Consider the following 21978-nt stretch of genomic DNA (forward strand, 5'->3'; position numbering starts at 1 on the left):
TGGAATCACGCTAACGAACGTTCCCTTTCGCGGGCAAACCACATCTGCAGGTTTACCGCTGATTGAGGAACAAAAAGTGGGAATAAGATAAATTTTCTTCAGTGGGAAGTAAAATCCCATCGCCTTTCAGTCGTCAATATTTCTGAAAACTGCCTGAATATCTTCCATCATAAAGCCTTTCGACATTAAAAAGCGCTGTACCTTGCTTTTCTCAGCCCAGGTTTGCGGCAGAGGTTCACCAAACTTACGCTTAGCCAAATCGGCCGCGCATTGGCTCCAGTCCACTTCAGTATCCATCATCGCCTGATTGATCTCATCGCGGCTGATGCCCTTCTGCTGCAATTCCATACGCACGCGCTGTGAGCCGTAACCTTTCCGTGCGCGACTTTGGATAAAGCGTTCGGTGAAGCGCTGATCGTTGAGCCAGCCACTCTCCTGGCACCAGTCGAGCACCTTTTCCAGCAGCTCATCCGGTATCGGCACATTTTCTTCTTGCTTCAGATAAGCCGCACGCTGAGAAGAGAGTTGCAGCTTACGCTTCAATTCGTCACGGCTGTGGTCACGCTGCGATAGCACACGCATGGCACGATCCAGCAAACGGGAAAATGTCGGCACCGAAGCCGTTGAAGGTGATGATGACATGAATTTGACCTTGTTCTGACTGTTGCGCAGGGTAAAGCAAGAAGACGATCAGGGGAAGTGTTGACGGGGAAAAGCAAACGGGAGCATCGCTGCTCCCGTGGTGGGTATCTTAGAAATCTTCGTTGGTTTCGCTAGCTTCTTCGTAGTCATCAGCAGAGATTTCTGCTGCACCCGCTCCAGCCGTTGCACCCGTCAGCAGCAGATCGCGTAACTTCTTATCGATCTCGTTAGCAATCGCTGGGTTCTCTTTCAGGAAGTTGGTCGAGTTCGCTTTACCTTGACCAATCTTTTCGCCGTTGTAGCTGTACCACGCACCGGCTTTCTCAACCAGTTTGTGTTTCACGCCGAGATCCACCAGCTCGCCAAAGGTGTTGATGCCTTCACCGTACATAATCTGGAATTCAGCCTGCTTAAATGGCGCAGCGATTTTGTTCTTCACCACTTTTACGCGGGTTTCGCTACCGACCACTTCATCGCCCTCTTTAATCGCACCGATACGGCGGATATCAAGACGAACAGAAGCATAGAATTTCAGCGCGTTACCACCGGTGGTGGTTTCTGGGTTACCAAACATCACACCAATTTTCATACGAATCTGGTTGATGAAGATCAGCAGCGTGTTGGACTGCTTCAGGTTACCCGCTAACTTACGCATCGCCTGGCTCATCATACGTGCGGCCAGACCCATGTGCGAATCACCGATTTCACCTTCGATTTCCGCTTTCGGCGTCAGTGCCGCAACGGAGTCCACGATGATCACATCAACGGCACCGGAGCGTGCTAATGCATCACAAATCTCCAGCGCTTGTTCACCGGTGTCCGGCTGCGAACACAGCAGATTGTCGATATCAACGCCGAGTTTTTTGGCATACACCGGATCAAGCGCATGTTCAGCATCGATAAAGGCACAGGTTTTACCTTTACGCTGTGCAGCGGCAATCACCTGCAGCGTCAGCGTGGTTTTACCGGAAGATTCTGGTCCGTAGATCTCAACGATACGCCCCATCGGCAAGCCACCAGCACCCAACGCGATATCCAGTGACAGTGAACCGGTTGAGATGGTTTCTACGTCCATTGAGCGGTCTTCACCCAGGCGCATGATTGAGCCTTTGCCAAATTGTTTCTCAATCTGGCCCAGCGCGGCAGCTAAAGCTTTCTGTTTGTTCTCGTCAATCGCCATTTCCACTCCTAATCATGCTGGGTAAGCCGACATCATTGTGTGCCTGCTCGTTCTGTTGCCGGTAATTATACTGTATGACCATACAGTATCAAGTTTAATTTGTCAGAAATTCATCAAGCAGTGTTTGCAGCGCCCAGCTCACGGATTGCCGACGCACCGCGTCACGGTCTCCGGCAAAGATCTGCCGCTGCGCCAGAACACGATCGCCAGGTCCGGCAATGGCAAACCACACTGTACCCACTGGCTTTTCTGCCGAACCACCATCTGGCCCCGCAATCCCGCTCACAGCAATGCCAAACTCGGCGGCGGCGGCATTGCAGGCACCTCGAGCCATCTCACGCACAGTTTGCTCACTGACCGCGCCATACTGCGCCAGAGTCGCTGCCTGCACGCCCACCATCTGCTGTTTGGCTTCGTTGCTGTAGGTCACGAAACCCCGCTCAAACCAGGCAGAGCTGCCACTGATATCGGTAAACACTTTGGCAATCCAGCCACCGGTGCAGGATTCCGCCGCGGTCACCGTTGCCTTGCGTTTCTTGAGCTGTTCACCAATACGCTGGCTGAGCTGCTGCAACTGTTGGTCGTTCATCGCCTTCTCCTGTTTTGGCGCTTAGCCATAAATGGTGCAACAGAGCGCCCTTTTCAACCTCTGTCGCACCAATTTGCGCAACCGCTTCCAGCAATTTTAACGCGTTCTCACTGCCACCATAAATAAACGCGGGAAAGCCAGCAAAACCTGACCATTGCTGCGTGGGGGATAAGCCGGCATTAATGCCTGATGATAGTCATGCAGAAAATCCGCTTGTTGCTGTTCGGTCAATCCAGCGAGGAAAGGACGCAAGCCCGTGGCACGGAGCCAGGTAATGATGGCCTGCGCATCGGCCATCGGGTGATAGTACGTGGTACGCCAGATATCCACCTGACAGCCTGCATCACTCAGCAAGTCATAATACTGTTCCGTGCTCAGCAGGCGTTTGCGATCCGCGGCCTGTGGCGAGATATGTGCCTGCCAGCGTTCACTGGCCGCCACTTTACGCATCAAGCTGTGAGAGGCTTCTTCAAGATTGTCCGGCATCTGTATCGCCAGAGCGCCACCGATATCCAGCTGTTCAACCAAAAGCGGCAGCAGCGTGTGATGATCGGTTAACCACTGCAGCGAAGCATTCGCATAGATGACCTGCTGTGGCTGGCTCGCCTGCCAGGTACGAATATCCGCCTGCAGAAAAGTGCAGGCAGGTAACCGCTCTTGCGCTTGTTCCAGCATGGCTGCAGAGCTATCGATGCCTGTAATCACCGCGCCTGGCCACGCTTGCGCCAGCAGCTCAGTGCTGTTGCCGGGACCGCATCCGAGGTCAGTCGCGAAATGCACGTCGGTTAGTGGAATACGTTCTAAGAGTTCACGCGCAGGGCGCGTGCGTTCCGATTCAAATTGACGATACAGCTGTGGATTCCAGTCTTGCATGGCAACGCTCCTGTCTGGCTGAAGAGCATCACACTACCTGTTTTCTCAATCGCTAAGCGAAGAGAAAAGTGCGATGTCTCACCTTTTTACCCTTTGTCACTGGTTAATGTCAGTCACGAGCATTAAGTTAAAACAACGTTTCATTTTATGAAAGTTGAGGATCGCGATATGGCTGCACAACCTGAATTAACGGGCGTCTGGTGTCCTTCAGTGACCCCTTTCGATCAACACAACCAACTTGATATTGATGCACTGGGCCGCCACTTTGCGCGCCTGAACGCCTCGGGGATTGATACGCTGTTGCTGATGGGCAGTATCGGGGAGTTTGCTTCGCTGACCCAACAGGAACGGCTGATGCTGATTCGCGAAGCTCGTCAGCTTTCGCCACTGACCATGGTCGCGAATATCTCAAGTACCTGCGTTCCCGACATGTTGCAGCTCGCTGAAGCCGCCTGGCAAAACGGTTATGACGCCGTGATGGTTTTGCCGCCCTACTACTATGGGCAAACGCAGAAACAGCTGTTGAGCTACTTTAAAGCACTGGATAAACAGTTAGGCGGCAAGTGGTTTGCCTACAACTTTCCGGCGCGCACCGGTTGCGATTTAACGCCGGCATTGGTAGCAGAATTAGCCGCTGAACTGCCGCAGTTTATCGGCATTAAAGACACCATGGATTGTCTTTCACACAATCGGGCCCTGATTGAAGAAACCAAAAAGGTTCGCCCTGATTTCACCGTGCTTTCAGGGTATGACGAATATCTTCTGCCTAATTTGCTGGCAGGCGGTGCCGGGGTGATTTCCGGCTTAAACAACATAGTGCCGGAGTTGTTTGCCGAGGCGATGCACGCATGGCGAGCGGGAGAGTTAGCGCAGTTGGCACAGATTCAACAGCGTATTGGTAAGCTGATGGCGATTTACACCATCGGCGATGACTTTGTCACGACCATCAAAACCGCAGTGGCGCGCAAATATGATTCTATGAGCAGCCATTCACGTAATTATGGCGGTGAACTCACGGTTGAGCAGTGCGCAGAGCTGGATCGTTTGCTGATGTGATCACAATAAGGGACGGCCGGGCAGCCGTCCCGTTCTCAGTTCTTTTTAACAAACTCAGATTTGAGTTTCATCGGGCCAAAACCATCGATTTTGCAATCAATGTTGTGGTCGCCTTCAACCAGACGAATGCTTTTCACTTTGGTGCCAATCTTCAGGGTTGAAGAAGTGCCTTTCACCTTGAGATCTTTGACTACGGTAACGCTGTCCCCATCAGCCAGCAGATTGCCATTGGCATCCCGCACCACCAAACCATCCGATGCTGCATCAGCACTCGGTGACCAGATATGGCCACAAGATGGGCAGTTCAGGTTCTCACCATCCTGCCAGGTATAATCAGCCTGGCACACTGGGCAAGCAGGTAATGTTGTCATGAGCATTCCTCAGAAGTCGAAAGGCGGTGAAGATGGCACCGCAAAAGGGGCGCCATCTTATACCCTCACTCTTTATAAGGACAGCATTAAAGCATGTTGCCCTGACGCGCTTTCGCCACTGCCTGACCCAATTGCCATACCGCCATGGCATAGTGTGTGCTGTGGTTATAACGCGTGATGACATAGAAGTTAGGCAGGCCATACCAATATTGATAACTGGTGCCAAGATCAAGGCGCAGCAGACTCGCCTGGTTATTACCATCCAGCGATCCTTGCGGCGTCAGGCCGCTCGCCATCAGCGTATTCACCGGATAAAGCGTTTTAAACCCATTATCCAGCGCAGGAGCCTGCCCGCTTGCCGGTACGGCAACATTCTGCCCTGCCCGCCAGCCGTGCTCTTTAAAGTAATTTGCTACGCTACCAATCGCATCCACAGGATCCCACAGGTTAATGTGGCCATCACCATTGAAGTCGACCGCATACTCTTTATAGGAAGACGGCATAAACTGACCGTACCCCATTGCACCCGCAAAGGAACCGCGCAGATCCAGCGGATCATCCTGTTCAGTGCGCGCCATCAGCAGGAAGGTTTCCAGTTCGCCGCTGAAGTAGGCCGCGCGACGAGGATAGCTAAAGGATAAGGTGGCCAGCGCATCCAGCAGACGCGTTTTGCCCATCACCCGACCCCAGCGTGTTTCCACACCAATGATTCCGACAATGATCTCCGGCGGCACACCATAAACCTGCTGAGCGCGTTGCAGCGCGTCCTGATATTGATCCCAGAACGCCACACCATTTTGCACATTATCTGGCGTGATGAATTTATTACGGTAGCGGATCCAGGCGCCGTTTGGCCCCGTCGGCGGCGTGTAGCTTGGTGCTTGTTGATCCATCAGGCGCAGCACGTAATCAAGACGCTTCGCCTGGCCAATCACGGCGTGCAGTTGATCACGGTTAAAACCGTGTTTTGCCACCATTTGATCAATAAACTGCTCAGCCGCTGGATTCCCTGCGAAATCACCAAACATCGGCTGAACGGCGTGTGAAGGTTCCAGTAAAAAACCACCTTTTGGTGCAGGCACAACGGCGGTTTGCTGCTGGGTTGCAGGCTTACTGCTGCAGGCAGCAAGCAAGGCGATAAGTGGAAGAAAAGCAACCTTAAAACGCATTAGATATCCATAAGCCAGATGAAACCGGAAGCCAACATGGTAATCGTTCATCAAAGCGGGATACAGAGCAATATCTTAAATTTACGCCGCTATTCCCTGGTTTCAGTGGGTTGCAGCGAAAATTTGCGGAACAGCTCCACACTTTATCTTTATCGCCCAATTTTACTTTTTACTGCTTATCGCAATTTGTTAAGGTCGGCAGCCAGAATCCATTGCAGCCGGATGATGCGCGCAGGGCAAAATGTTAATATCTGCGCCTTGGTTATCCGTCTGTGAGATAACGCACCACACTGGCCTGCTCATATCGGGCAGCCATGATTGAACGAGTGAATTTTGAGCGAAAACGAGATGAAAGGAGCAGCGCAAATGGACTTTACTGGCCACACGCCCATGATGCAGCAATACCTGCGCCTGAAGGCTGACCATCCCGAAATCCTGCTGTTTTATCGCATGGGCGATTTTTACGAGCTGTTCTACGACGACGCCAGGCGAGCCTCACAACTGCTGGAGATTTCACTCACGAAACGCGGCGCGTCAGCGGGTGAACCCATCCCGATGGCGGGCGTGCCCTATCATGCTGTTGAAGGTTATCTGGCAAAACTGGTCCAGCTCGGTGAATCCGTGGCGATCTGCGAACAGATTGGCGACCCGGCACTGAGCAAAGGACCGGTTGAGCGTAAAGTCGTGCGCATTGTGACACCAGGCACCATCAGTGATGAAGCGCTGCTGCAGGAGCGTCAGGACAACTTACTGGCGGCCATCTTCCAGAGCCAGCGCGGGTTTGGTTATGCCACCCTCGATATCAGCTCGGGGCGTTTTCGCCTGAGCGAACCTGTCGACCAGGAGACCATGGCGGCAGAACTCCAGCGCACTAATCCTGCTGAACTGCTCTATCCCGAAGATTTCCAGGCCATGGCGCTGATCGATCAGCGCCGTGGTCTGCGCCGTCGTCCGCTATGGGAATATGAAATCGACACTGCACGACAGCAATTAAACCTGCAATTCGGCACGCGTGATCTTAGCGGCTTTGGTGTTGAACAGGCTCATCTGGCACTACGCGCTGCGGGTTGTCTGCTTCAATATGTTAAGGATACCCAACGCACTTCCCTGCCACATATTCGCTCGTTAAGTATGGAGCGCCAGCAGGACAGCGTAATCATGGATGCAGCCACTCGCCGCAACCTGGAAATCACGCAGAACCTGGCCGGGGGCACCGAAAATACCCTGGCGGCAGTGTTGGATAAAACCGTTACCCCGATGGGCAGCCGTATGCTGAAGCGCTGGCTGCATATGCCGCTGCGCGATGTCACCACCATCAGTCGTCGCCAGGAATCGATTGCCGAACTGCAATCTCTGAGTGAAGCATTACAGCCGGTACTGCGCCAGGTGGGCGATTTGGAACGCATCCTGGCGCGTCTGGCACTGCGCACCGCGCGCCCGCGTGATTTAGCTCGCATGCGGCATGCCTTCCAACAGCTGCCGGAGTTAAACCAGCAGCTGGAAGGTGTCGAGGCGACTCAACTGGTCAATCTGCGTTCGCAGATGGGTGAATTTACTGAACTACGCGAGCTGCTGGAACTAGCCGTCATTGAATCCCCTCCCGTGCTGGTGCGTGACGGTGGTGTGATTGCGCCCGGCTATAACGCTGAATTAGATGAATGGCGTGCGCTGGCCGACGGTGCCACTGATTATCTCGACCGCCTGGAAATTCGCGAACGAGAGAAGCTAGGGCTGGATACTTTAAAGGTGGGTTTTAACGCAATTCATGGTTACTACATTCAGGTCAGCCGCGGCCAAAGCCACCTGGTGCCGATTCACTATGTCCGCCGTCAGACGCTGAAGAACGCCGAGCGCTACATCATTCCTGAATTGAAAGAGTATGAAGACAAAGTACTGACCTCAAAAGGCAAAGCGCTGGCGCTGGAAAAAGGCCTGTACGAAGCGTTACTCGATCAGTTGCTGCCACATCTTGAAGCACTGCAGATCAGTGCCGCGGCGCTGGCTGAACTGGATGTGTTGGCTAACCTGGCAGAACGCGCCTGGACACTGAATTACTGCCGCCCGGTACTGCAGAAAAAAGCCGGTATCCGCATCACCGCGGGTCGCCACCCTGTCGTGGAGCAGGTTCTGAAAGAGCCGTTTATTGCTAATCCGCTATCATTGTCGAATCAACGACGTATGTTGATCATCACCGGCCCCAACATGGGCGGTAAGAGTACTTACATGCGTCAGACTGCATTGATCGCGCTGATGGCGTGGATTGGCAGCTATGTGCCAGCCGAAGAAACCATAATGGGTCCTATCGATCGCATCTTCACTCGCGTCGGTGCGGCTGATGACCTGGCTTCTGGGCGTTCAACTTTTATGGTTGAGATGACGGAAACGGCCAATATCCTGCATAACGCCACAGAGAACAGCCTGGTGTTGATGGATGAAATCGGTCGCGGCACATCGACCTACGATGGGCTGTCGCTGGCATGGGCTTGTGCGGAGAGCCTGGCAAACCGCATCAAAGCGATGACACTGTTTGCCACCCACTACTTCGAACTTACGACCCTGCCGGAAAAAATGGAAGGCGTAGTGAATGTGCATCTTGATGCCATGGAGCATGGCGATACCATTGCATTTATGCACAGCGTACAAGATGGTGCAGCCAGCAAAAGCTATGGTTTAGCAGTTGCTGCATTAGCGGGTGTGCCGAAAGACGTGATCAAACGTGCGCGCAACAAGTTGAAAGAGCTGGAAGCGCTCTCCGGCAGTTCTGCGGCATCCACTGTAGAAGGATCGCAAATGCAGCTGCTGGTGGCAGAAACATCGCCAGCCGTAGACGCACTGGAAGCGTTGGACCCTGATAGTCTTACGCCAAAACAGGCGCTGGAGTGGATTTACCGCCTTAAAACATTGGTCTAGTTCAATTTTAATGAGCGGCGGGTAATGTCGCCGCTCATTAGCGTAACGGCCTGATAACGAACATAAAAAAACGGTGACCCAAGGGTCACCGTTTTTTATTGCCGGTTACGGCTTATTCGCGAAACAGTGCTTCAATGTTGAGGCCCTGAGTCTGCAGGATTTCACGCAGACGGCGCAGACCTTCAACCTGAATCTGACGGACGCGCTCACGGGTCAACCCGATCTCACGGCCCACATCTTCCAGCGTTGCCGCTTCATAGCCTAACAGGCCGAAACGACGCGCCAGCACTTCACGCTGCTTGGCATTCAATTCAAACAACCACTTAACGATGCTTTGTTTCATATCATCGTCCTGCGTGGTGTCTTCCGGGCCGTTGTCTTTTTCATCGGCCAGGATATCCAGCAGCGCTTTTTCGGAATCTCCACCCAGCGGTGTGTCAACCGAGGTAATACGCTCGTTGAGACGCAGCATACGGCTTACATCATCAACCGGCTTGTCTAACTGCTCGGCAATCTCTTCAGCACTCGGCTCATGGTCAAGCTTATGCGAAAGTTCGCGCGCGGTACGCAGATAAACATTCAACTCTTTAACGATGTGGATCGGCAGACGAATAGTACGGGTTTGATTCATGATCGCCCGTTCAATAGTCTGACGAATCCACCAGGTGGCATAGGTTGAGAAACGGAACCCACGTTCTGGGTCAAACTTCTCCACGGCACGAATCAGGCCGAGATTACCCTCTTCAATCAGATCCAGCAGTGCCAGACCACGATTGCTATAACGACGGGCAATTTTCACCACCAGGCGTAAATTACTTTCAATCATGCGGCGGCGAGAAGGAATGTCACCACGTAGTGCACGACGAGCGAAGAACACTTCTTCTTCAGCCGTCAGTAGTGGAGAGTAACCGATCTCACCAAGGTAAAGCTGCGTCGCATCCAAAACGCGTTGCGTCGCACCCTGTGACAACAGCTCTTCTTCAGCTACTTCGTTATCACCAGGTTCGTTCTCAACGAGAGCCTTCTCATCAAAAACCTCAGCTCCGTTCTCCTCGAATTCCGCATCTTCATGTAACTCGTTAACTTTCAGCGTATTCTGGTTCATAAGCGGCTCCTACCCGTGATCCAAGGGCAGAACACCTAAGGTTCTGCCGGATTATCGCTGCGGTAAATAACGCAACGGGTTTACGGATTTCCCCTTGTAACGAATTTCAAAATGTAATCTTACCGAACTGGTTCCGGTACTACCCATGGTAGCGATTTTTTGCCCCGCCTTAACTTCCTGTTGTTCCCGGACCAGCATGGAATCGTTATGGGCGTAAGCACTCAGATAATCATCATTGTGTTTGATGATGATTAAATTACCGTACCCACGGAGCGCGTTGCCTGCGTATACCACCCTTCCTGAAGCAGTGGCGACAACAGGTTGTCCACGCGAACCGGCGATATCGATCCCTTTGTTTCCGCCTTCCGCAGCGGAGAAGTTATCGATGATCTTCCCATCAGTCGGCCAACGCCAGCTTCCCACTGGGGTTGTGCTGTTAGTCGTGCTGCTGACTGTAGGCGGTGCGGTAACCGGAGCTGTGGTCGTTGCCACATTATTTGCCCCTTTCGACGGCAGCATTTTACCGCCTGTCGAACCCGAATCATCAGAATACGTAATAACAGGTTGCTGTGCAACAGGGGCCGATTTAATTTGCGTTTGGTTGGATGCCACCGGCACGCCGCCCTGTGTCGCATCTGCTGCGGTTATCGCATTGCCTCCGGTGATGGTCTGGCCATTACCGTTGCCAACCTGCAGGACTTGCCCCGCTTCCAGGCCATACGGGGCCGGGACGTTATTGCGTTGCGCCAGATCGCGGAAGTCATTGCCGGTAATCCAGGCAATGTAGAACAGGGTATCTCCACGTTTAACGGTGTAAGTCTCACCACCGTAACTACCTTTAGGAATATTCCCATAATTACGGTTGTACACGATACGACCATTTTGCGTGACAACATTATTATTGCCACTAACCATTCCACCGGAGGGTGCAGCTGATGGTGTACCGCCGCTTAACATTCCGCCGTGTGGCATGGCTGGTACGGTACTGTTCTGCGATGAGAGCATGCCACCGCTGCTAGGAGTGGACATCATGCCGCCGCCAGAGGACATCATACCGCTGTCGCCACCGCCGCCAATCTGGCTAATCGGAGCTTGCGTGTTGTCGCCTGAGCTACAGCCCGCCAGCCAAAAACCTACCAGTGAGAGTGCCGCCAAACGGCGTAATTGAAATACTGTGCTTCCCGTGCTCATTGATCCCCCGTTATGGCAATCCTGGATGTAACTGTGTCGTGGTTGTGACCGCATTATTCACTGCGCAACAGGCGGAATACGGTCTTTCACATTGATTAACAAGGATAGTAACAATATCAACTGCGCCATGCCATGTAACAGTTGTGAAGATTTACGTAGCAATGGCTCAGGCCAGATCGCCCTGAACTAACGGCACAAAGCGGACGGGTTCGATGATTTCTTCAATTAATTCATCACCCTGACGACGCAAACGCTTTAAAACCTGCTGATCTTCGCCGACTGGCAGCACCATTTTGCCACCCTCGCCTAATTGCGCTATCAGCGCAGTCGGAATTTCAGGGGGTGCAGCGGTGACAATGATGGCATCAAACGGGCCACGTGCTGCCCAGCCTTGCCAACCGTCACCATGGCGAGTCGAAATATTGTGCAGGTCAAGTTGTTTCAGGCGGCGCTTAGCCTGCCATTGCAACCCTTTTATGCGTTCAACGGAATAAACGTGATTGACCAGATGGGCCAGAATAGCGGTCTGATAGCCTGAACCGGTGCCGATTTCCAGCACGCGCGATTCCGGGTTCAGTTCAAGTAACGCGGTCATCCGCGCTACCATGTAGGGCTGTGAAATCGTCTGCCCACTACCAATCGGCAGCGCAACGTTTTCCCAGGCTTTATGCTCAAACGCCTCATCGATAAAGCGTTCACGCGGGACATCAGCGATGGCTTTTAACAGGTGCTCATCGTGAATACCCTGCGCACGCAGTTGCTCTAACAGCGTTTCGATGCGCCGGTTCACCATGCGAGATTTACCTCAGCCTCGATCAACCAGTCACTTAATACTTCCTGCGCCGCATGTGCAGTAAGATCGACATGTAATGCCGTCAGCGACACGTAACCTGCATCTACCGCAGCGAAATCGGTGTCGGGGCCCGCATCCAGTTTGTCCCCCGGCGGGCCAATCCAGTACAGGGTATGGCCGCGCGGATCTTCCGTGCAAATCACCTGATCGGCCGGATGGCGGCTGCCACAACGCGTCACACGGAAACCTTTGATTTCCACTAGCGGTAGATCAGGCACATTGATGTTCAGGATACGCCCGGTGCGCAGCGGTGCGCGGGACAACGCACGCAGCAGCGTGCAGGTCACTGCCGCAGCGGTGGCATAGTGTTGATGGCCATTGAGTGAAACCGCCAGCGCAGGCAGTCCAAGATGGCGTCCTTCCATCGCGGCGGCCACGGTGCCAGAGTAAATCACGTCATCACCCAGATTGGGGCCAGCGTTGATGCCTGAAACCACAATGTCCGGACGCGGCTGCATCAGTTTGTTAACCCCAAGAAACACGCAATCCGTCGGCGTGCCCATCTGTACAGCGATGTCACCATTCTCATGGGTAAAAGTACGCAGCGGGGTTTCTAACGTCAGAGAATTTGATGCGCCACTTCGATTGCGATCGGGCGCGACAACCTGCACCTCCGCAAACTCACGCAGTGCGCGAGCCAGCGTCTGAATGCCGGGGGCATGAATTCCATCGTCGTTGCTGAGCAATATCCGCATCTGTTCCTGACCTTTGTTCATTCAACGGGTCCTCAACTCGCCTGGCATCCGCTGTTGGGGTGCCGCAAAAACAAGATTTGGCGAGACGAAGATGTTTGCATTCTAGCGGTGAGGCGCGGGAAGTGGTAGGCGTAAATCACGGAACTTCCGGCGTTTGCCGCAACATTATGCAGCCGGAGCAGATATTTACCCGGCGTTGAGGCCGGGTAAAGTGGGGTTATTCATCGCTGATAGGCGCAGCGGCACCGTTACTCAGCAGTTCGCGCACCACGCTGGTGGCGAAACTCCCGGCTGGCAGCCAGAACTGCATCTCTAGCGTAACGTCATCCCACCAGTTCCAGCGCAGATCTTTTGGCACCACCAGCATGGCGCGGCGTGCCGCATCAACGCGCTCACGCTCCAGCAGCGCCAGCAAATCCGCAGCAGGTGCCAGATTAGCCTGCTCAAAGGCCAGCGCGTCACCCTGGAGGCCCAGATCACCTCGCCCGGCAAGCGGCGCGGTGATGCGCAGTTCATGATGATTCACACGCTGCTGCAATTCCGCCAGCTCTTCCGCCTGCGCCACAAACCAACTGCCGCGACCGGCCAGTTGCAGTGCATCACCCGCTTGTACCTGATCCAACACGCCATCACGCTGCAAACGCGCACTGGTGACCTGATTAAACAGTTGGCTGCGCGCAGCAGACAGCAAAATACCTTTCATGCTGCGATCGCGCGGGCGGAACTTATCTTCTGCCCACAATTTTGCCTGCGTCAGGTTATTGCCGCCGCGGCCAAAGCGTTGTTCACCAAAGTAGTTAGGCACGCCGTTTTGCTGGATTTGCTGCAAGCGCGCTTCCACTTCTGTGCGATCCGAAATCTGACGCACAACCAAACGGAACGCATTCCCCGCCAGCGCGCCGGTGCGCAATTTGCGCTTGTGACGGATTACCTGCAGAATTTCCACGCCTTCCAGCTGGAAACCGGCCAGATTCGGCATCGCATTGCCCGGCACGCGGAAACACAGCGTCTGCTCAGTCACCGCATGGCGGTCCTTCATACCGGCATAGCTCATATCGCGCTGATGCACGCCGAGGAATTTAGCGATGGATTCAGCGACAAAGCGCGTGTTGCAGCCGATTTTACGAATGCGCACCAGCACCTGTTCGCCTTCGCCATCATAGGGATAGCCGAGGTCTTCGATCACCACGAAGTCTTCCGGATTGGCTTTGATCACGCCCGTCGCAGTTGGCACGCCATGCAGGTAAAGCAACTCACTCATGCGTGATCGGCCTTTACCAGTAACGCTACCGCTTCACAGGCGATGCCTTCGCCACGACCGGTAAAGCCGAGCTTTTCCGTGGTGGTGGCTTTCACGTTGACATCATCCATATGGCAACCGAGATCTTCGGCGATGTTGACGCGCATCTGCGGCACATGCGGCAGCATTTTCGGTGCCTGCGCGATGATGGTCACGTCGACGTTACCGATGCGATAGCCTTTCAGCTGGATGCGACGCCAGGCTTCACGCAGTAAGCCACGGCTGTCCGCCCCTTTAAACGCCGGGTCGGTGTCCGGGAACAGCTTGCCGATATCGCCCATCGCCACCGCGCCCAGCAGCGCGTCCGTCAGCGCATGCAGCGCCACATCACCATCCGAATGAGCAATAAAACCGTGTTCGAAGGGAATACGCACCCCGCCAATCACTAACGGACCTTCGCCGCCAAAAGCGTGAACGTCAAAACCGTGACCGATACGCATCATGCGCTCTCCTTTAACTGAATCTGGGTTAGATAGAAGGCCGCCAGCGCCAGATCTTCTGGCCGCGTCACCTTAATATTGTCGCTGCGTCCGCTCACCAACTCGGGATGATAGCCACAGTACTCCAGCGCCGACGCTTCATCGGTAATGGTAGCGCCTTCATGGAGTGCGCGCGTTAAACACGCCGTCAGCAGTTGATGCGGGAAAAATTGTGGCGTGAGTGCGTGCCAGAGATCTTCGCGTTCAACGGTATGCGCAATCGCCGTTTTGCGAGGTTCAGCACGCTTCATGGTATCACGCACCGGTGCCGCCAGAATCGCACCCACTTTGCTGTGCTCACGAACTGCCAGCAGGCGTGCCAGATCATCCGGGTGCAAGCATGGCCGCGCGGCATCGTGCACCAGTACCCATTCGCTATGCTTAATCGCCTGCAAACCTGCCAGCACCGACTCAGCACGCGTATCGCCACCTGTCACGCGCAGTACGCGTGAATCCTGCGCCAATGGCAGCGAATCAAACCAGCCATCATCAGGACTGATGGGCACGATCACTTGTTTAACGGCTGGATGAGCCAGCAAGCGCGCAACGCTGTGTTCAAGAAGGGTAAATTGACCAATGGTCAGATACTGTTTTGGGCAGGCAGCCTGCATACGGCTGCCGACGCCTGCGGCAGGCACCACGGCAATCACATCCGCAAGGGAAGAGAGGTTGTTCATGGTTTATCGTTGTTGATTTTGCGCAGCTTGTTGCGCGTTACGTTTATTCTGGTCTGGCACCAGACGATAGAAAGTCTCACCGGGCTTAATCATACCCAGTTCATTACGTGCACGTTCCTCAATTGCTTCTGAACCGCCATTGAGGTCATCAATTTCGGCAAACAACTGATCATTACGTACTTTGAGTTTGGCGTTATTCGCCTGTTGCGACGCGACGTCTTCATTGACGCGCGTATAGTCATGAATACCGTTCTTACCCAGCCACAAGGAATATTGGAGCCATCCCAGCAGCACGAGCAACAGTAACGTCAGTTTTCCCATCCCCGCCCCCTGAAAAACGGCCTAATCATCCCATAACTTCGCACAGGACTCCACAGCGACAGCGAAAATGCCAGCAGCAGACGATTGTCTGTACAAAAAACGGCAAGGCTAAAAGCGGGACGGCAGGTAAAGTTTTGTAACCTGCCGATGCGTTTGCACATCAGGATCGGACTACCAACCCGAGAGAAATGAGAACAGCAGCCAGAATAGGCACACCACCACGATGGCGGTGATCACCCCACTCCAGAACAGGCGTCCGCGAATCATTAAGCTCAGTACGATACCAATCAGCACCGATACCGGTAGCAGCGCCAAAAAGAACGGCCAGGTGTAGAGGAAGAAGAATAGCGTGTTGGAACCGTAGAGCATGAACGGAATCGCCAGCGCGCACCAGTACGAGAGAAAGCCAATCACGCCGCCCGGCAGTGATGAGCGGGACTCATCCGGGGTGCGTTCATCTTTGCGTGCCAGCATGGGGGTAACGTTCTGCATAGAGATCCTGTTGACGCTAAAACGCGGCAAACCAATCGAGATTTGCCGCTGTCGGTTCAGGATCTGATGATATCGCGGTGACGCAGGAGGTCTAACAATTGGGCGGTCAAGTTTGTAACTAATTGTTCGCCATCTAAGTGAATTTCCGGCGCGTCTGGCGCCTCATAAACACTGTCGATACCGGTAAAATTGCGCAGCTCACCGGCACGCGCTTTTTTATACAAACCTTTGGGGTCACGCGCTTCACACACGGCCAGCGGCGTATCGACAAACACTTCGACAAACTGCCCGGTGCCGAGCAAATCACGCACCATCTGACGCTCCGTGCGATGCGGCGAAATAAAGGCAGTTAATACCACTAAACCGGCATCCACCATCAGTTTCGCCACTTCTCCCACGCGACGAATGTTCTCTTTGCGATCGTCATCGCTGAAGCCGAGGTCACGGCACAGGCCGTGACGCACGTTATCGCCATCCAGCAGATAGGTGCTGACGCCCGCGCGATGCAGCGCCTGCTCCAGCGCACCGGCCACCGTGGATTTACCCGAGCCTGATAGCCCGGTAAACCACAGCACCACGCCCTGATGGCCGTGCTGCTGTTCCCGTTCTTCACGCGTTACCGGATGATCGTGCCACACCACGTTTTCGTCGTGTTGGGCCATTACTTGCCACCCAGCAGATCGCGTGCATTCCAGTGTGGGAAGTGACGACGCACCAGCGCATTCAACTCCAGCTCGAATTCACTGAACTGGCCAGCCTGCCCACGCACATCACTCAGCGGCTGATTGATCATCCCCGCACCGACCGTGACATTGCTCAGGCGATCGATAAAGATCATGCCGCCCGTGACCGGGTTCTGCTGATAGGCATCCAGTACCATCGGCTCATCAAACGTGATCTCGACCAAGCCGATACCGTTCAGTGGCAGACTTTCCACCGCACGTTTCTCCAGCGTGTTGATCTCCACCTGATGGATGATCTTTTCGATACGACCACGCGCTTTCTTGCCGGCGATCTTCACTTCATAGCTCTGACCCGGCTGCAGCGGCTGTTCTGCCATCCACACCACATCCACGGTGGCAGATTGCACTGCCTGCAATTCTGCAGCGGCATCGACCAGTAGGTCGCCACGGCTGATGTCGATCTCATCTTTCAGCACCAGCGTAATCGCTTCACCCGCTGCTGCTTCCTGCAGATCGCCATCGAAAGTGACGATACGTGAAACCGAAGACTCGACGCCTGAAGGCAATACTTTCACGCGCTGTCCGACCTGCACCGTACCAGAGGCTAGCGTACCGGCATAACCACGGAAATCGAGGTTTGGACGGTTCACATATTGCACCGGGAAGCGCATCGGCTGATGATCCACCACGCGGTTCAGTTCCACGGTTTCCAGCACGTCGAGCAGCGTAGGGCCGCTGTACCATGGCATGGTCACACTTGGCGTCGCCACGTTATCGCCTTCCAGCGCCGACATCGGCACAAAGCGAATATCCAGATCTTCAGGGAGCTGGCCAGCAAAATCGAGGTAAGACTGTTTGATCTGTTCAAACGTCTCCTGTTTATACTCCACCAGATCCATCTTGTTGATGGCGACCACCAGGTGTTTGATACCCAGCAGCGTAGAGATAAAGCTGTGACGACGCGTCTGATCCAGCACGCCTTTACGCGCATCGATCAGCAGAATCGCCAGATCACAAGTGGATGCGCCGGTCGCCATGTTGCGGGTGTACTGCTCGTGTCCCGGCGTGTCGGCGATGATAAATTTGCGCTTCTCGGTGGAGAAGTAGCGATATGCCACGTCGATGGTGATGCCCTGCTCACGCTCGGCCTGCAAGCCATCCACCAGCAGCGCCAGATCGAGTTTCTCGCCCTGGGTGCCATGACGCTTGCTGTCGTTGTGCAGCGAAGAGAGCTGATCTTCATAAATCTGACGGGTATCGTGCAGCAGGCGACCAATCAGCGTACTTTTGCCGTCGTCGACGCTACCGCAGGTCAGGAAACGCAGCAGGCTCTTATGTTGTTGCGCGGTCAGCCAGGCCTCTACGCCGCCCTGATCGGCAATCTGTTGTGCAATTACGGTATTCATCTGCGTCTCCTTAGAAATAACCCTGACGTTTCTTCATTTCCATCGAACCGGCCTGGTCGCGGTCAATCACACGGCCCTGGCGTTCACTGGTGGTGGAAACCAGCATCTCTTCAATAATTTCCGGCAGCGTTTGCGCTTCGGATTCCACCGCACCGGTCAGCGGCCAACAGCCGAGGGTACGGAAACGCACCATGCGCTGTTTGATCACTTCGCCAGGCTGCAGATCAATGCGATCGTCATCAATCATCATCAGCATGCCATCACGCTCCAGCACCGGACGCGGTGCCGCAAGGTACAGCGGAACGATCTCGATGTTTTCCAGGAAGATGTACTGCCAGATATCCAGCTCGGTCCAGTTGGAGAGCGGGAACACGCGAATGCTTTCGCCTTTGTTGATCTGGCCGTTGTAGTTGTGCCACAGCTCTGGACGCTGATTTTTCGGATCCCAGCGATGAAAGCGATCGCGGAACGAGTAAATACGCTCTTTGGCGCGCGACTTCTCTTCGTCACGACGCGCGCCACCGAAAGCGGCATCAAAACCGTACTTATTCAGCGCCTGCTTCAGGCCCTCGGTTTTCATGATGTCGGTATGTTTGGCGCTACCGTGGACGAACGGGTTGATGCCCATCGCCACGCCTTCCGGGTTGCGGTGAACCAGCAGTTCCGCGCCCATGTTTTTCACGGTGCGATCGCGAAACTCATACATTTCACGGAATTTCCAGCCGGTATCAACGTGCAGCAGCGGAAATGGCAGCGTGCCAGGATAGAAGGCCTTACGCGCCAGATGCAGCATTACCGAGGAGTCTTTACCGATGGAGTACATCATCACCGGATTGCTGAACTCGGCCGCCACCTCGCGGATGATATGGATACTCTCTGCCTCCAGCTGGCGCAGATGAGTAAGACGATTTTGGTCCATAATTTTTCCTCAAGCCAAATTGACAACGGCGGACTCACGAGCCCCCTGCTGTGCCGAATGTTGGAACCAGGCTAATTGCCCGTGCAAATTCACCACTTCACCCACCACAATCAGGGCCGGTGTGGGCGCGGCAACCGCCAGCGCCTCGAGCTGATCTAAGGTACCGGTCAGCACTTGTTGATTCTGACGCGTGCCGCAGCCAATCACGGCTACCGGCGTTGATGCTGCGCGTCCATGTTTGATAAGGCCCGCCGCAATTTCTGCCGCTTTCAGCGTGCCCATATAAATCGCTAAGGTCTGACGCGCACGCGCCAGCGTCGGCCAGTCAATACCTGCGCTATCACTGCGTAAGTGACCGGTGACAAACAGCACGCTCTGCGCGTGATCGCGATGGGTTAACGGAATCCCGGCATAAGCAGTGGCTCCCGCTGCCGCAGTAATGCCCGGCACCACCTGGAACGGAATGCCCGCCGCTTTCGCCGCCTGCAGCTCTTCGCCGCCGCGACCAAAGATGAACGGATCGCCGCCTTTCAAACGCACCACGCGCTTGCCCTGCTGCGCCAGCTCGACCAGCATCGCATTGGTTTCTTCTTGTGATACGGAGTGTGCACCGGCACGCTTGCCGACGCAGATGCGATCGGCATCGCGGCGCACCAGCTCCAGCACTTCATCGCTCACCAGATGGTCATACAGCACCACATCCGCCAGCTGCATCACCTGCAGGCCACGTAACGTCAGTAAACCGCTGTCACCTGGACCCGCACCCACCAGGGTGATTTCACCCTGATTGTCGCTGCTGTTCTCTAACTCGCGATCCAGCGTGCGGCGCGCTTCGTTGACGTTACCGGCTGACATCTGGCTGGCGAACAAACCGTTAAATGCCCGCTCCCAAAAACGACGACGTTCCGACATGCTGTGATAGCGCTGTTTAACTTTGTCACGCCACTGTCCTGCCACTTCAGCCATCTGACCGAGGTTGGCAGGTAACAGCGACTCAATTTTTTCACGTAATAAGCGGGCCAGCACTGGCGCCGTACCACTAGAGGAGATCGCCACCACCAAGGGGGAGCGGTCGACAATAGAGGGGAAGATAAAACTGCACTTGGGCTGATCGTCGACAACGTTGACCAGCTTGTGGCGGGCATTGGCGGCGTCAAAGACTTGCGCATTGAGCGCGTTATCGTCAGTGGCAGCGATGACTAAAAAGACGCCATCCAGCTGAACCGGATCGAAGTGATGTGCAATCCACTCAATGGCGTCGATTTCCAGCAGCGCCTGCAACTCATGGCCAAGGTCGCGCGCCGCTACCCGCACGTGCGCACCGGCACGACGCAGCAGTTCGATTTTACGCGCCGCGATTTCACCACCGCCAACAACCAGCACTGGACGGTTTTTGAGATCGGCAAAGAGAGGCAGATAATCCACGTTAACCTTGTTAGTTTTACAATAAGTTAACGCGACTATACTTTCCCACCTTCTGGCAGATGAAATTACGAATTGGCATTAGTAGTTACCGAATGGAATAACGCCCCAGGATTGCTGATAACAATTTGTGCTTAACAGATGATATTGCTGGTGTTTCGGAGCAATTCAAATTGTGCAATCGCGGTCACAGTTTCATACTAATCCAGAATTTTTTTAGCCTGACGGGATGTCACAAAAGGACCTTAACTATGTTTGCCACCCTCCGCCGCACCGTGCTGGCTGCACTGATCGCGGGCGGTTTGCCTTTCTTTGCCCAAGCCGCAACCTATGCGCCGGGGCATTTTGCCGAACAGCAGCTGCGCCATATCGCCACCTATTTTCCCGGCCGTATGAGCGGCAGCCCTGCTGAGCTGATGACGGCCGATTATCTGCAACAGCAATTCACCGAGCTGGGTTACAAGAGTAATACCCGCCAGTTCAATACCAGCTACAACTGGTTAGAGCGCAAGGGTGAAACCCGCGCACGTAAAGTCTCCGCCACGTCGGTGATCGCCGCGCGCAGCGGTGCGGTGCCGCAAGAGATCCTGATCGTCACGCATCTCGACACCTGGACGCCACTCAGCCGTCATGAAGCGGATAACAATCTCGGCGGCCTGCGTTTACAAGGTGTGGACGACAATGCGTCCGGTCTGGGTGTGATGCTGGAACTGGCGCAACAGCTGAGTAAAACCCCACTGCATTATGGCGTGCGCTTTGTCGCGCTTAGCGCTGGTGAAGCCGGGCTGCACGGGATGGATGACTACCTGTCGCGGATGAGTGCGCAGGAGAAAAAGAACACGCTGCTGGTGATTGATCTCAACAGTCTGATCGTCGGCGATCACCTCTATTTTAACAGTGGTGCCAATACGCCCTCAGCGGTACGCAAGCAGACCAGCGCGCGCGCCGTGCAGCTCGCGCATCGCTACGGTATTTCCGCCGCCAGCCACACGCTGACGGCACGCGACTATCCGGGCGTGAATCCGTTTGATAAAGCCGGCATGCCGCTGCTGGATGTCACCGCCGCCAACTGGGCGCTGGGCAATAAAGATGGACAGCAGCAACGGGCGCACAGCAGCCACTTCCCGGAGGGCAACGTACGCCATCAAACCGACCGGGATAACCTCAATTATCTGGATCGCTGGCTACCGGGCCGGATTACGCAACGCACGCGTGATAGCGTGAAGATCTTACTGCCGCTGGTCACTGAGCTGGCTAACCCAACAACTTAAGGATTTGCGATGTACGTGGTGTATCTCAACTATTTCCGTCCGGCAGAAGAAGCCGATGCGCTGCTGGCGCCACACATTGAGTGGCTGGATCGTTACTTTGACAGTGGTGACTTCATTGCCGCAGGCCGTAAAGATCCGCGCAATGGCGGTATGGTGCTGGTGAAGGAGATGGATCGCGCCCGTTTGGATACTATCCTCGCGGAAGATCCCTTTGTCGCGGTGGCGCATTATGACGTGACCAAAGTGAACGTGACGCGTGCAGCGGAGGCGTTTGAAGGGCTAAAAGGGATTTAAAGGACAATTGGATCGCGGCACGATTTATCGTGCACCTGTCAGCGTTAGAGGCGCTGCAGGGAGGCGCGATAAATCACGCC

Annotated in this window: 23 protein-coding genes; 4 read left to right on the forward strand and 19 right to left on the reverse strand. The window is 54.6% G+C overall.

The features are described from left to right. Nucleotides 1–126 precede the first annotated feature (126 nt). The 4 genes from WFP70_RS17330 to tam all read right to left on the reverse strand — a co-directional run bounded on the left by WFP70_RS17330 (nt 127) and on the right by tam (nt 3284). Nucleotides 127–642 carry a regulatory protein RecX gene (locus WFP70_RS17330; RefSeq protein WP_337023918.1) on the reverse strand — a complete coding sequence of 172 codons (516 nt, stop codon included), beginning with the start codon at nt 640–642 and terminating at the stop codon, nt 127–129. Between the two features lie 109 nt (nt 643–751). Continuing rightward, complete coding sequence (gene recA / locus WFP70_RS17335; protein WP_034822205.1) at nt 752–1822, reverse strand: recombinase RecA; 1071 nt, start codon at nt 1820–1822, stop codon at nt 752–754. Nucleotides 1823–1916: 94 nt separating this feature from the next. Further along, a complete protein-coding gene (gene pncC, locus WFP70_RS17340; RefSeq protein WP_337023919.1) occupies nt 1917–2411 on the reverse strand; it encodes a nicotinamide-nucleotide amidase in 495 nt (164 codons plus the stop codon). A gap of 96 nt (nt 2412–2507) precedes the next feature. Beyond that, nucleotides 2508–3284: a trans-aconitate 2-methyltransferase gene (gene tam, locus WFP70_RS17345; protein ID WP_337023920.1), complete on the reverse strand. Its 777-nt coding sequence runs from the start codon at nt 3282–3284 to the stop codon at nt 2508–2510. 168 nt (nt 3285–3452) lie between these two features. Here tam and WFP70_RS17350 point away from each other — a divergent pair, with 168 nt between their 5' ends. After that, nucleotides 3453–4340: a dihydrodipicolinate synthase family protein gene (locus WFP70_RS17350; RefSeq protein ID WP_337023921.1), complete on the forward strand. Its 888-nt coding sequence runs from the start codon at nt 3453–3455 to the stop codon at nt 4338–4340. Nucleotides 4341–4375: 35 nt separating this feature from the next. Here WFP70_RS17350 and WFP70_RS17355 read toward each other — a convergent pair whose 3' ends face one another. Beyond that, nucleotides 4376–4711 (reverse strand): zinc ribbon domain-containing protein YjdM, encoded by a 336-nt coding sequence (locus WFP70_RS17355; RefSeq protein ID WP_337023922.1) that lies wholly within the window; start codon nt 4709–4711, stop codon nt 4376–4378. Between the two features lie 86 nt (nt 4712–4797). Further along, on the reverse strand, nt 4798–5880 hold the full coding sequence (mltB, locus tag WFP70_RS17360) for a lytic murein transglycosylase B (RefSeq protein ID WP_337023923.1): 1083 nt from the start codon (nt 5878–5880) through the stop codon (nt 4798–4800). Nucleotides 5881–6228: 348 nt separating this feature from the next. Here mltB and mutS point away from each other — a divergent pair, with 348 nt between their 5' ends. Next, complete coding sequence (gene mutS / locus WFP70_RS17365; RefSeq protein ID WP_442956356.1) at nt 6229–8790, forward strand: DNA mismatch repair protein MutS; 2562 nt, start codon at nt 6229–6231, stop codon at nt 8788–8790. A gap of 112 nt (nt 8791–8902) precedes the next feature. On the opposite strand, the gene rpoS is transcribed toward mutS, so the two are convergent. From rpoS to cysG, 13 genes are all read right to left on the reverse strand, one after another. Then, the gene (gene rpoS, locus WFP70_RS17370; protein WP_034822992.1) at nt 8903–9895 is read right to left on the reverse strand and encodes an RNA polymerase sigma factor RpoS; all 993 of its coding nucleotides are present in this window, start codon (nt 9893–9895) and stop codon (nt 8903–8905) included. Nucleotides 9896–9946: 51 nt separating this feature from the next. Continuing rightward, on the reverse strand, nt 9947–11086 hold the full coding sequence (gene nlpD, locus WFP70_RS17375; RefSeq protein WP_337023925.1) for a murein hydrolase activator NlpD: 1140 nt from the start codon (nt 11084–11086) through the stop codon (nt 9947–9949). Nucleotides 11087–11252: 166 nt separating this feature from the next. Beyond that, nucleotides 11253–11879, reverse strand: a complete 627-nt coding sequence (locus WFP70_RS17380; RefSeq protein WP_337023926.1) for a protein-L-isoaspartate(D-aspartate) O-methyltransferase — start codon at nt 11877–11879, stop codon at nt 11253–11255. Next, nucleotides 11873–12634 carry a 5'/3'-nucleotidase SurE gene (gene surE / locus WFP70_RS17385; RefSeq protein WP_337023959.1) on the reverse strand — a complete coding sequence of 254 codons (762 nt, stop codon included), beginning with the start codon at nt 12632–12634 and terminating at the stop codon, nt 11873–11875. The genes WFP70_RS17380 and surE overlap by 7 nt, the downstream gene beginning before the upstream one ends. A gap of 217 nt (nt 12635–12851) precedes the next feature. Then, nucleotides 12852–13895 carry a tRNA pseudouridine(13) synthase TruD gene (truD, locus tag WFP70_RS17390; RefSeq protein WP_337023927.1) on the reverse strand — a complete coding sequence of 348 codons (1044 nt, stop codon included), beginning with the start codon at nt 13893–13895 and terminating at the stop codon, nt 12852–12854. Then, nucleotides 13892–14374 carry a 2-C-methyl-D-erythritol 2,4-cyclodiphosphate synthase gene (gene ispF / locus WFP70_RS17395; RefSeq protein WP_337023960.1) on the reverse strand — a complete coding sequence of 161 codons (483 nt, stop codon included), beginning with the start codon at nt 14372–14374 and terminating at the stop codon, nt 13892–13894. Before ispF ends, truD begins: the two co-directional genes overlap by 4 nt. After that, nucleotides 14374–15090, reverse strand: coding sequence for a 2-C-methyl-D-erythritol 4-phosphate cytidylyltransferase (ispD, locus tag WFP70_RS17400; RefSeq protein ID WP_058961494.1), 717 nt, complete (start codon nt 15088–15090; stop codon nt 14374–14376). The genes ispF and ispD overlap by 1 nt, the downstream gene beginning before the upstream one ends. 3 nt (nt 15091–15093) lie before the next feature. Then, nucleotides 15094–15411 carry a cell division protein FtsB gene (ftsB, locus tag WFP70_RS17405; protein WP_337023928.1) on the reverse strand — a complete coding sequence of 106 codons (318 nt, stop codon included), beginning with the start codon at nt 15409–15411 and terminating at the stop codon, nt 15094–15096. A gap of 171 nt (nt 15412–15582) precedes the next feature. Beyond that, on the reverse strand, nt 15583–15903 hold the full coding sequence (locus tag WFP70_RS17410; protein WP_058961495.1) for a DUF3561 family protein: 321 nt from the start codon (nt 15901–15903) through the stop codon (nt 15583–15585). A 56-nt stretch (nt 15904–15959) separates the two neighbouring features. Further along, a complete protein-coding gene (gene cysC, locus WFP70_RS17415; protein ID WP_097117959.1) occupies nt 15960–16565 on the reverse strand; it encodes an adenylyl-sulfate kinase in 606 nt (201 codons plus the stop codon). Beyond that, the gene (gene cysN, locus WFP70_RS17420) at nt 16565–17992 is read right to left on the reverse strand and encodes a sulfate adenylyltransferase subunit CysN (RefSeq protein WP_337023929.1); all 1428 of its coding nucleotides are present in this window, start codon (nt 17990–17992) and stop codon (nt 16565–16567) included. Before cysN ends, cysC begins: the two co-directional genes overlap by 1 nt. A 10-nt stretch (nt 17993–18002) precedes the next feature. After that, nucleotides 18003–18911, reverse strand: coding sequence for a sulfate adenylyltransferase subunit CysD (gene cysD / locus WFP70_RS17425; protein ID WP_034823008.1), 909 nt, complete (start codon nt 18909–18911; stop codon nt 18003–18005). Nucleotides 18912–18920: 9 nt separating this feature from the next. Then, nucleotides 18921–20336, reverse strand: coding sequence for a siroheme synthase CysG (gene cysG, locus WFP70_RS17430; RefSeq protein ID WP_337023930.1), 1416 nt, complete (start codon nt 20334–20336; stop codon nt 18921–18923). A 248-nt stretch (nt 20337–20584) separates the two neighbouring features. On the opposite strand from cysG, the gene WFP70_RS17435 reads away from it, so the two are divergent. Both WFP70_RS17435 and WFP70_RS17440 read left to right on the forward strand, forming a co-directional pair. Continuing rightward, on the forward strand, nt 20585–21604 hold the full coding sequence (locus WFP70_RS17435) for an aminopeptidase (protein ID WP_337023931.1): 1020 nt from the start codon (nt 20585–20587) through the stop codon (nt 21602–21604). 9 nt (nt 21605–21613) lie between these two features. Then, nucleotides 21614–21898 carry a YciI family protein gene (locus WFP70_RS17440; protein ID WP_337023932.1) on the forward strand — a complete coding sequence of 95 codons (285 nt, stop codon included), beginning with the start codon at nt 21614–21616 and terminating at the stop codon, nt 21896–21898. Nucleotides 21899–21978 lie beyond the last annotated feature (80 nt).

The organism is Pantoea sp. USMM079 (assembly GCF_037153115.1).
Taxonomy (GTDB): domain Bacteria; phylum Pseudomonadota; class Gammaproteobacteria; order Enterobacterales; family Enterobacteriaceae; genus Pantoea; species Pantoea communis.

Bases quoted from the DNA above. Each gene is read 5' to 3' on its own strand.
- cysN (WP_337023929.1), bottom strand. From the start codon at position 17,992: ATGAATACCGTAATTGCACAACAGATTGCCGATCAGGGCGGCGTAGAG.
- mltB (WP_337023923.1), bottom strand. From the start codon at position 5,880: ATGCGTTTTAAGGTTGCTTTTCTTCCACTTATCGCCTTGCTTGCTGCC.
- mutS (WP_442956356.1), top strand. From the start codon at position 6,229: ATGAAAGGAGCAGCGCAAATGGACTTTACTGGCCACACGCCCATGATG.
- ispD (WP_058961494.1), bottom strand. From the start codon at position 15,090: ATGAACAACCTCTCTTCCCTTGCGGATGTGATTGCCGTGGTGCCTGCC.
- cysC (WP_097117959.1), bottom strand. From the start codon at position 16,565: ATGGCCCAACACGACGAAAACGTGGTGTGGCACGATCATCCGGTAACG.
- WFP70_RS17355 (WP_337023922.1), bottom strand. From the start codon at position 4,711: ATGACAACATTACCTGCTTGCCCAGTGTGCCAGGCTGATTATACCTGG.
- WFP70_RS17380 (WP_337023926.1), bottom strand. From the start codon at position 11,879: ATGGTGAACCGGCGCATCGAAACGCTGTTAGAGCAACTGCGTGCGCAG.
- ftsB (WP_337023928.1), bottom strand. From the start codon at position 15,411: ATGGGAAAACTGACGTTACTGTTGCTCGTGCTGCTGGGATGGCTCCAA.
- pncC (WP_337023919.1), bottom strand. From the start codon at position 2,411: ATGAACGACCAACAGTTGCAGCAGCTCAGCCAGCGTATTGGTGAACAG.
- WFP70_RS17440 (WP_337023932.1), top strand. From the start codon at position 21,614: ATGTACGTGGTGTATCTCAACTATTTCCGTCCGGCAGAAGAAGCCGAT.
- WFP70_RS17435 (WP_337023931.1), top strand. From the start codon at position 20,585: ATGTTTGCCACCCTCCGCCGCACCGTGCTGGCTGCACTGATCGCGGGC.
- ispF (WP_337023960.1), bottom strand. From the start codon at position 14,374: ATGCGTATCGGTCACGGTTTTGACGTTCACGCTTTTGGCGGCGAAGGT.
- WFP70_RS17350 (WP_337023921.1), top strand. From the start codon at position 3,453: ATGGCTGCACAACCTGAATTAACGGGCGTCTGGTGTCCTTCAGTGACC.
- recA (WP_034822205.1), bottom strand. From the start codon at position 1,822: ATGGCGATTGACGAGAACAAACAGAAAGCTTTAGCTGCCGCGCTGGGC.
- rpoS (WP_034822992.1), bottom strand. From the start codon at position 9,895: ATGAACCAGAATACGCTGAAAGTTAACGAGTTACATGAAGATGCGGAA.
- cysD (WP_034823008.1), bottom strand. From the start codon at position 18,911: ATGGACCAAAATCGTCTTACTCATCTGCGCCAGCTGGAGGCAGAGAGT.
- surE (WP_337023959.1), bottom strand. From the start codon at position 12,634: ATGCGGATATTGCTCAGCAACGACGATGGAATTCATGCCCCCGGCATT.
- WFP70_RS17410 (WP_058961495.1), bottom strand. From the start codon at position 15,903: ATGCAGAACGTTACCCCCATGCTGGCACGCAAAGATGAACGCACCCCG.
- tam (WP_337023920.1), bottom strand. From the start codon at position 3,284: ATGCAAGACTGGAATCCACAGCTGTATCGTCAATTTGAATCGGAACGC.
- nlpD (WP_337023925.1), bottom strand. From the start codon at position 11,086: ATGAGCACGGGAAGCACAGTATTTCAATTACGCCGTTTGGCGGCACTC.
- truD (WP_337023927.1), bottom strand. From the start codon at position 13,895: ATGAGTGAGTTGCTTTACCTGCATGGCGTGCCAACTGCGACGGGCGTG.
- WFP70_RS17330 (WP_337023918.1), bottom strand. From the start codon at position 642: ATGTCATCATCACCTTCAACGGCTTCGGTGCCGACATTTTCCCGTTTG.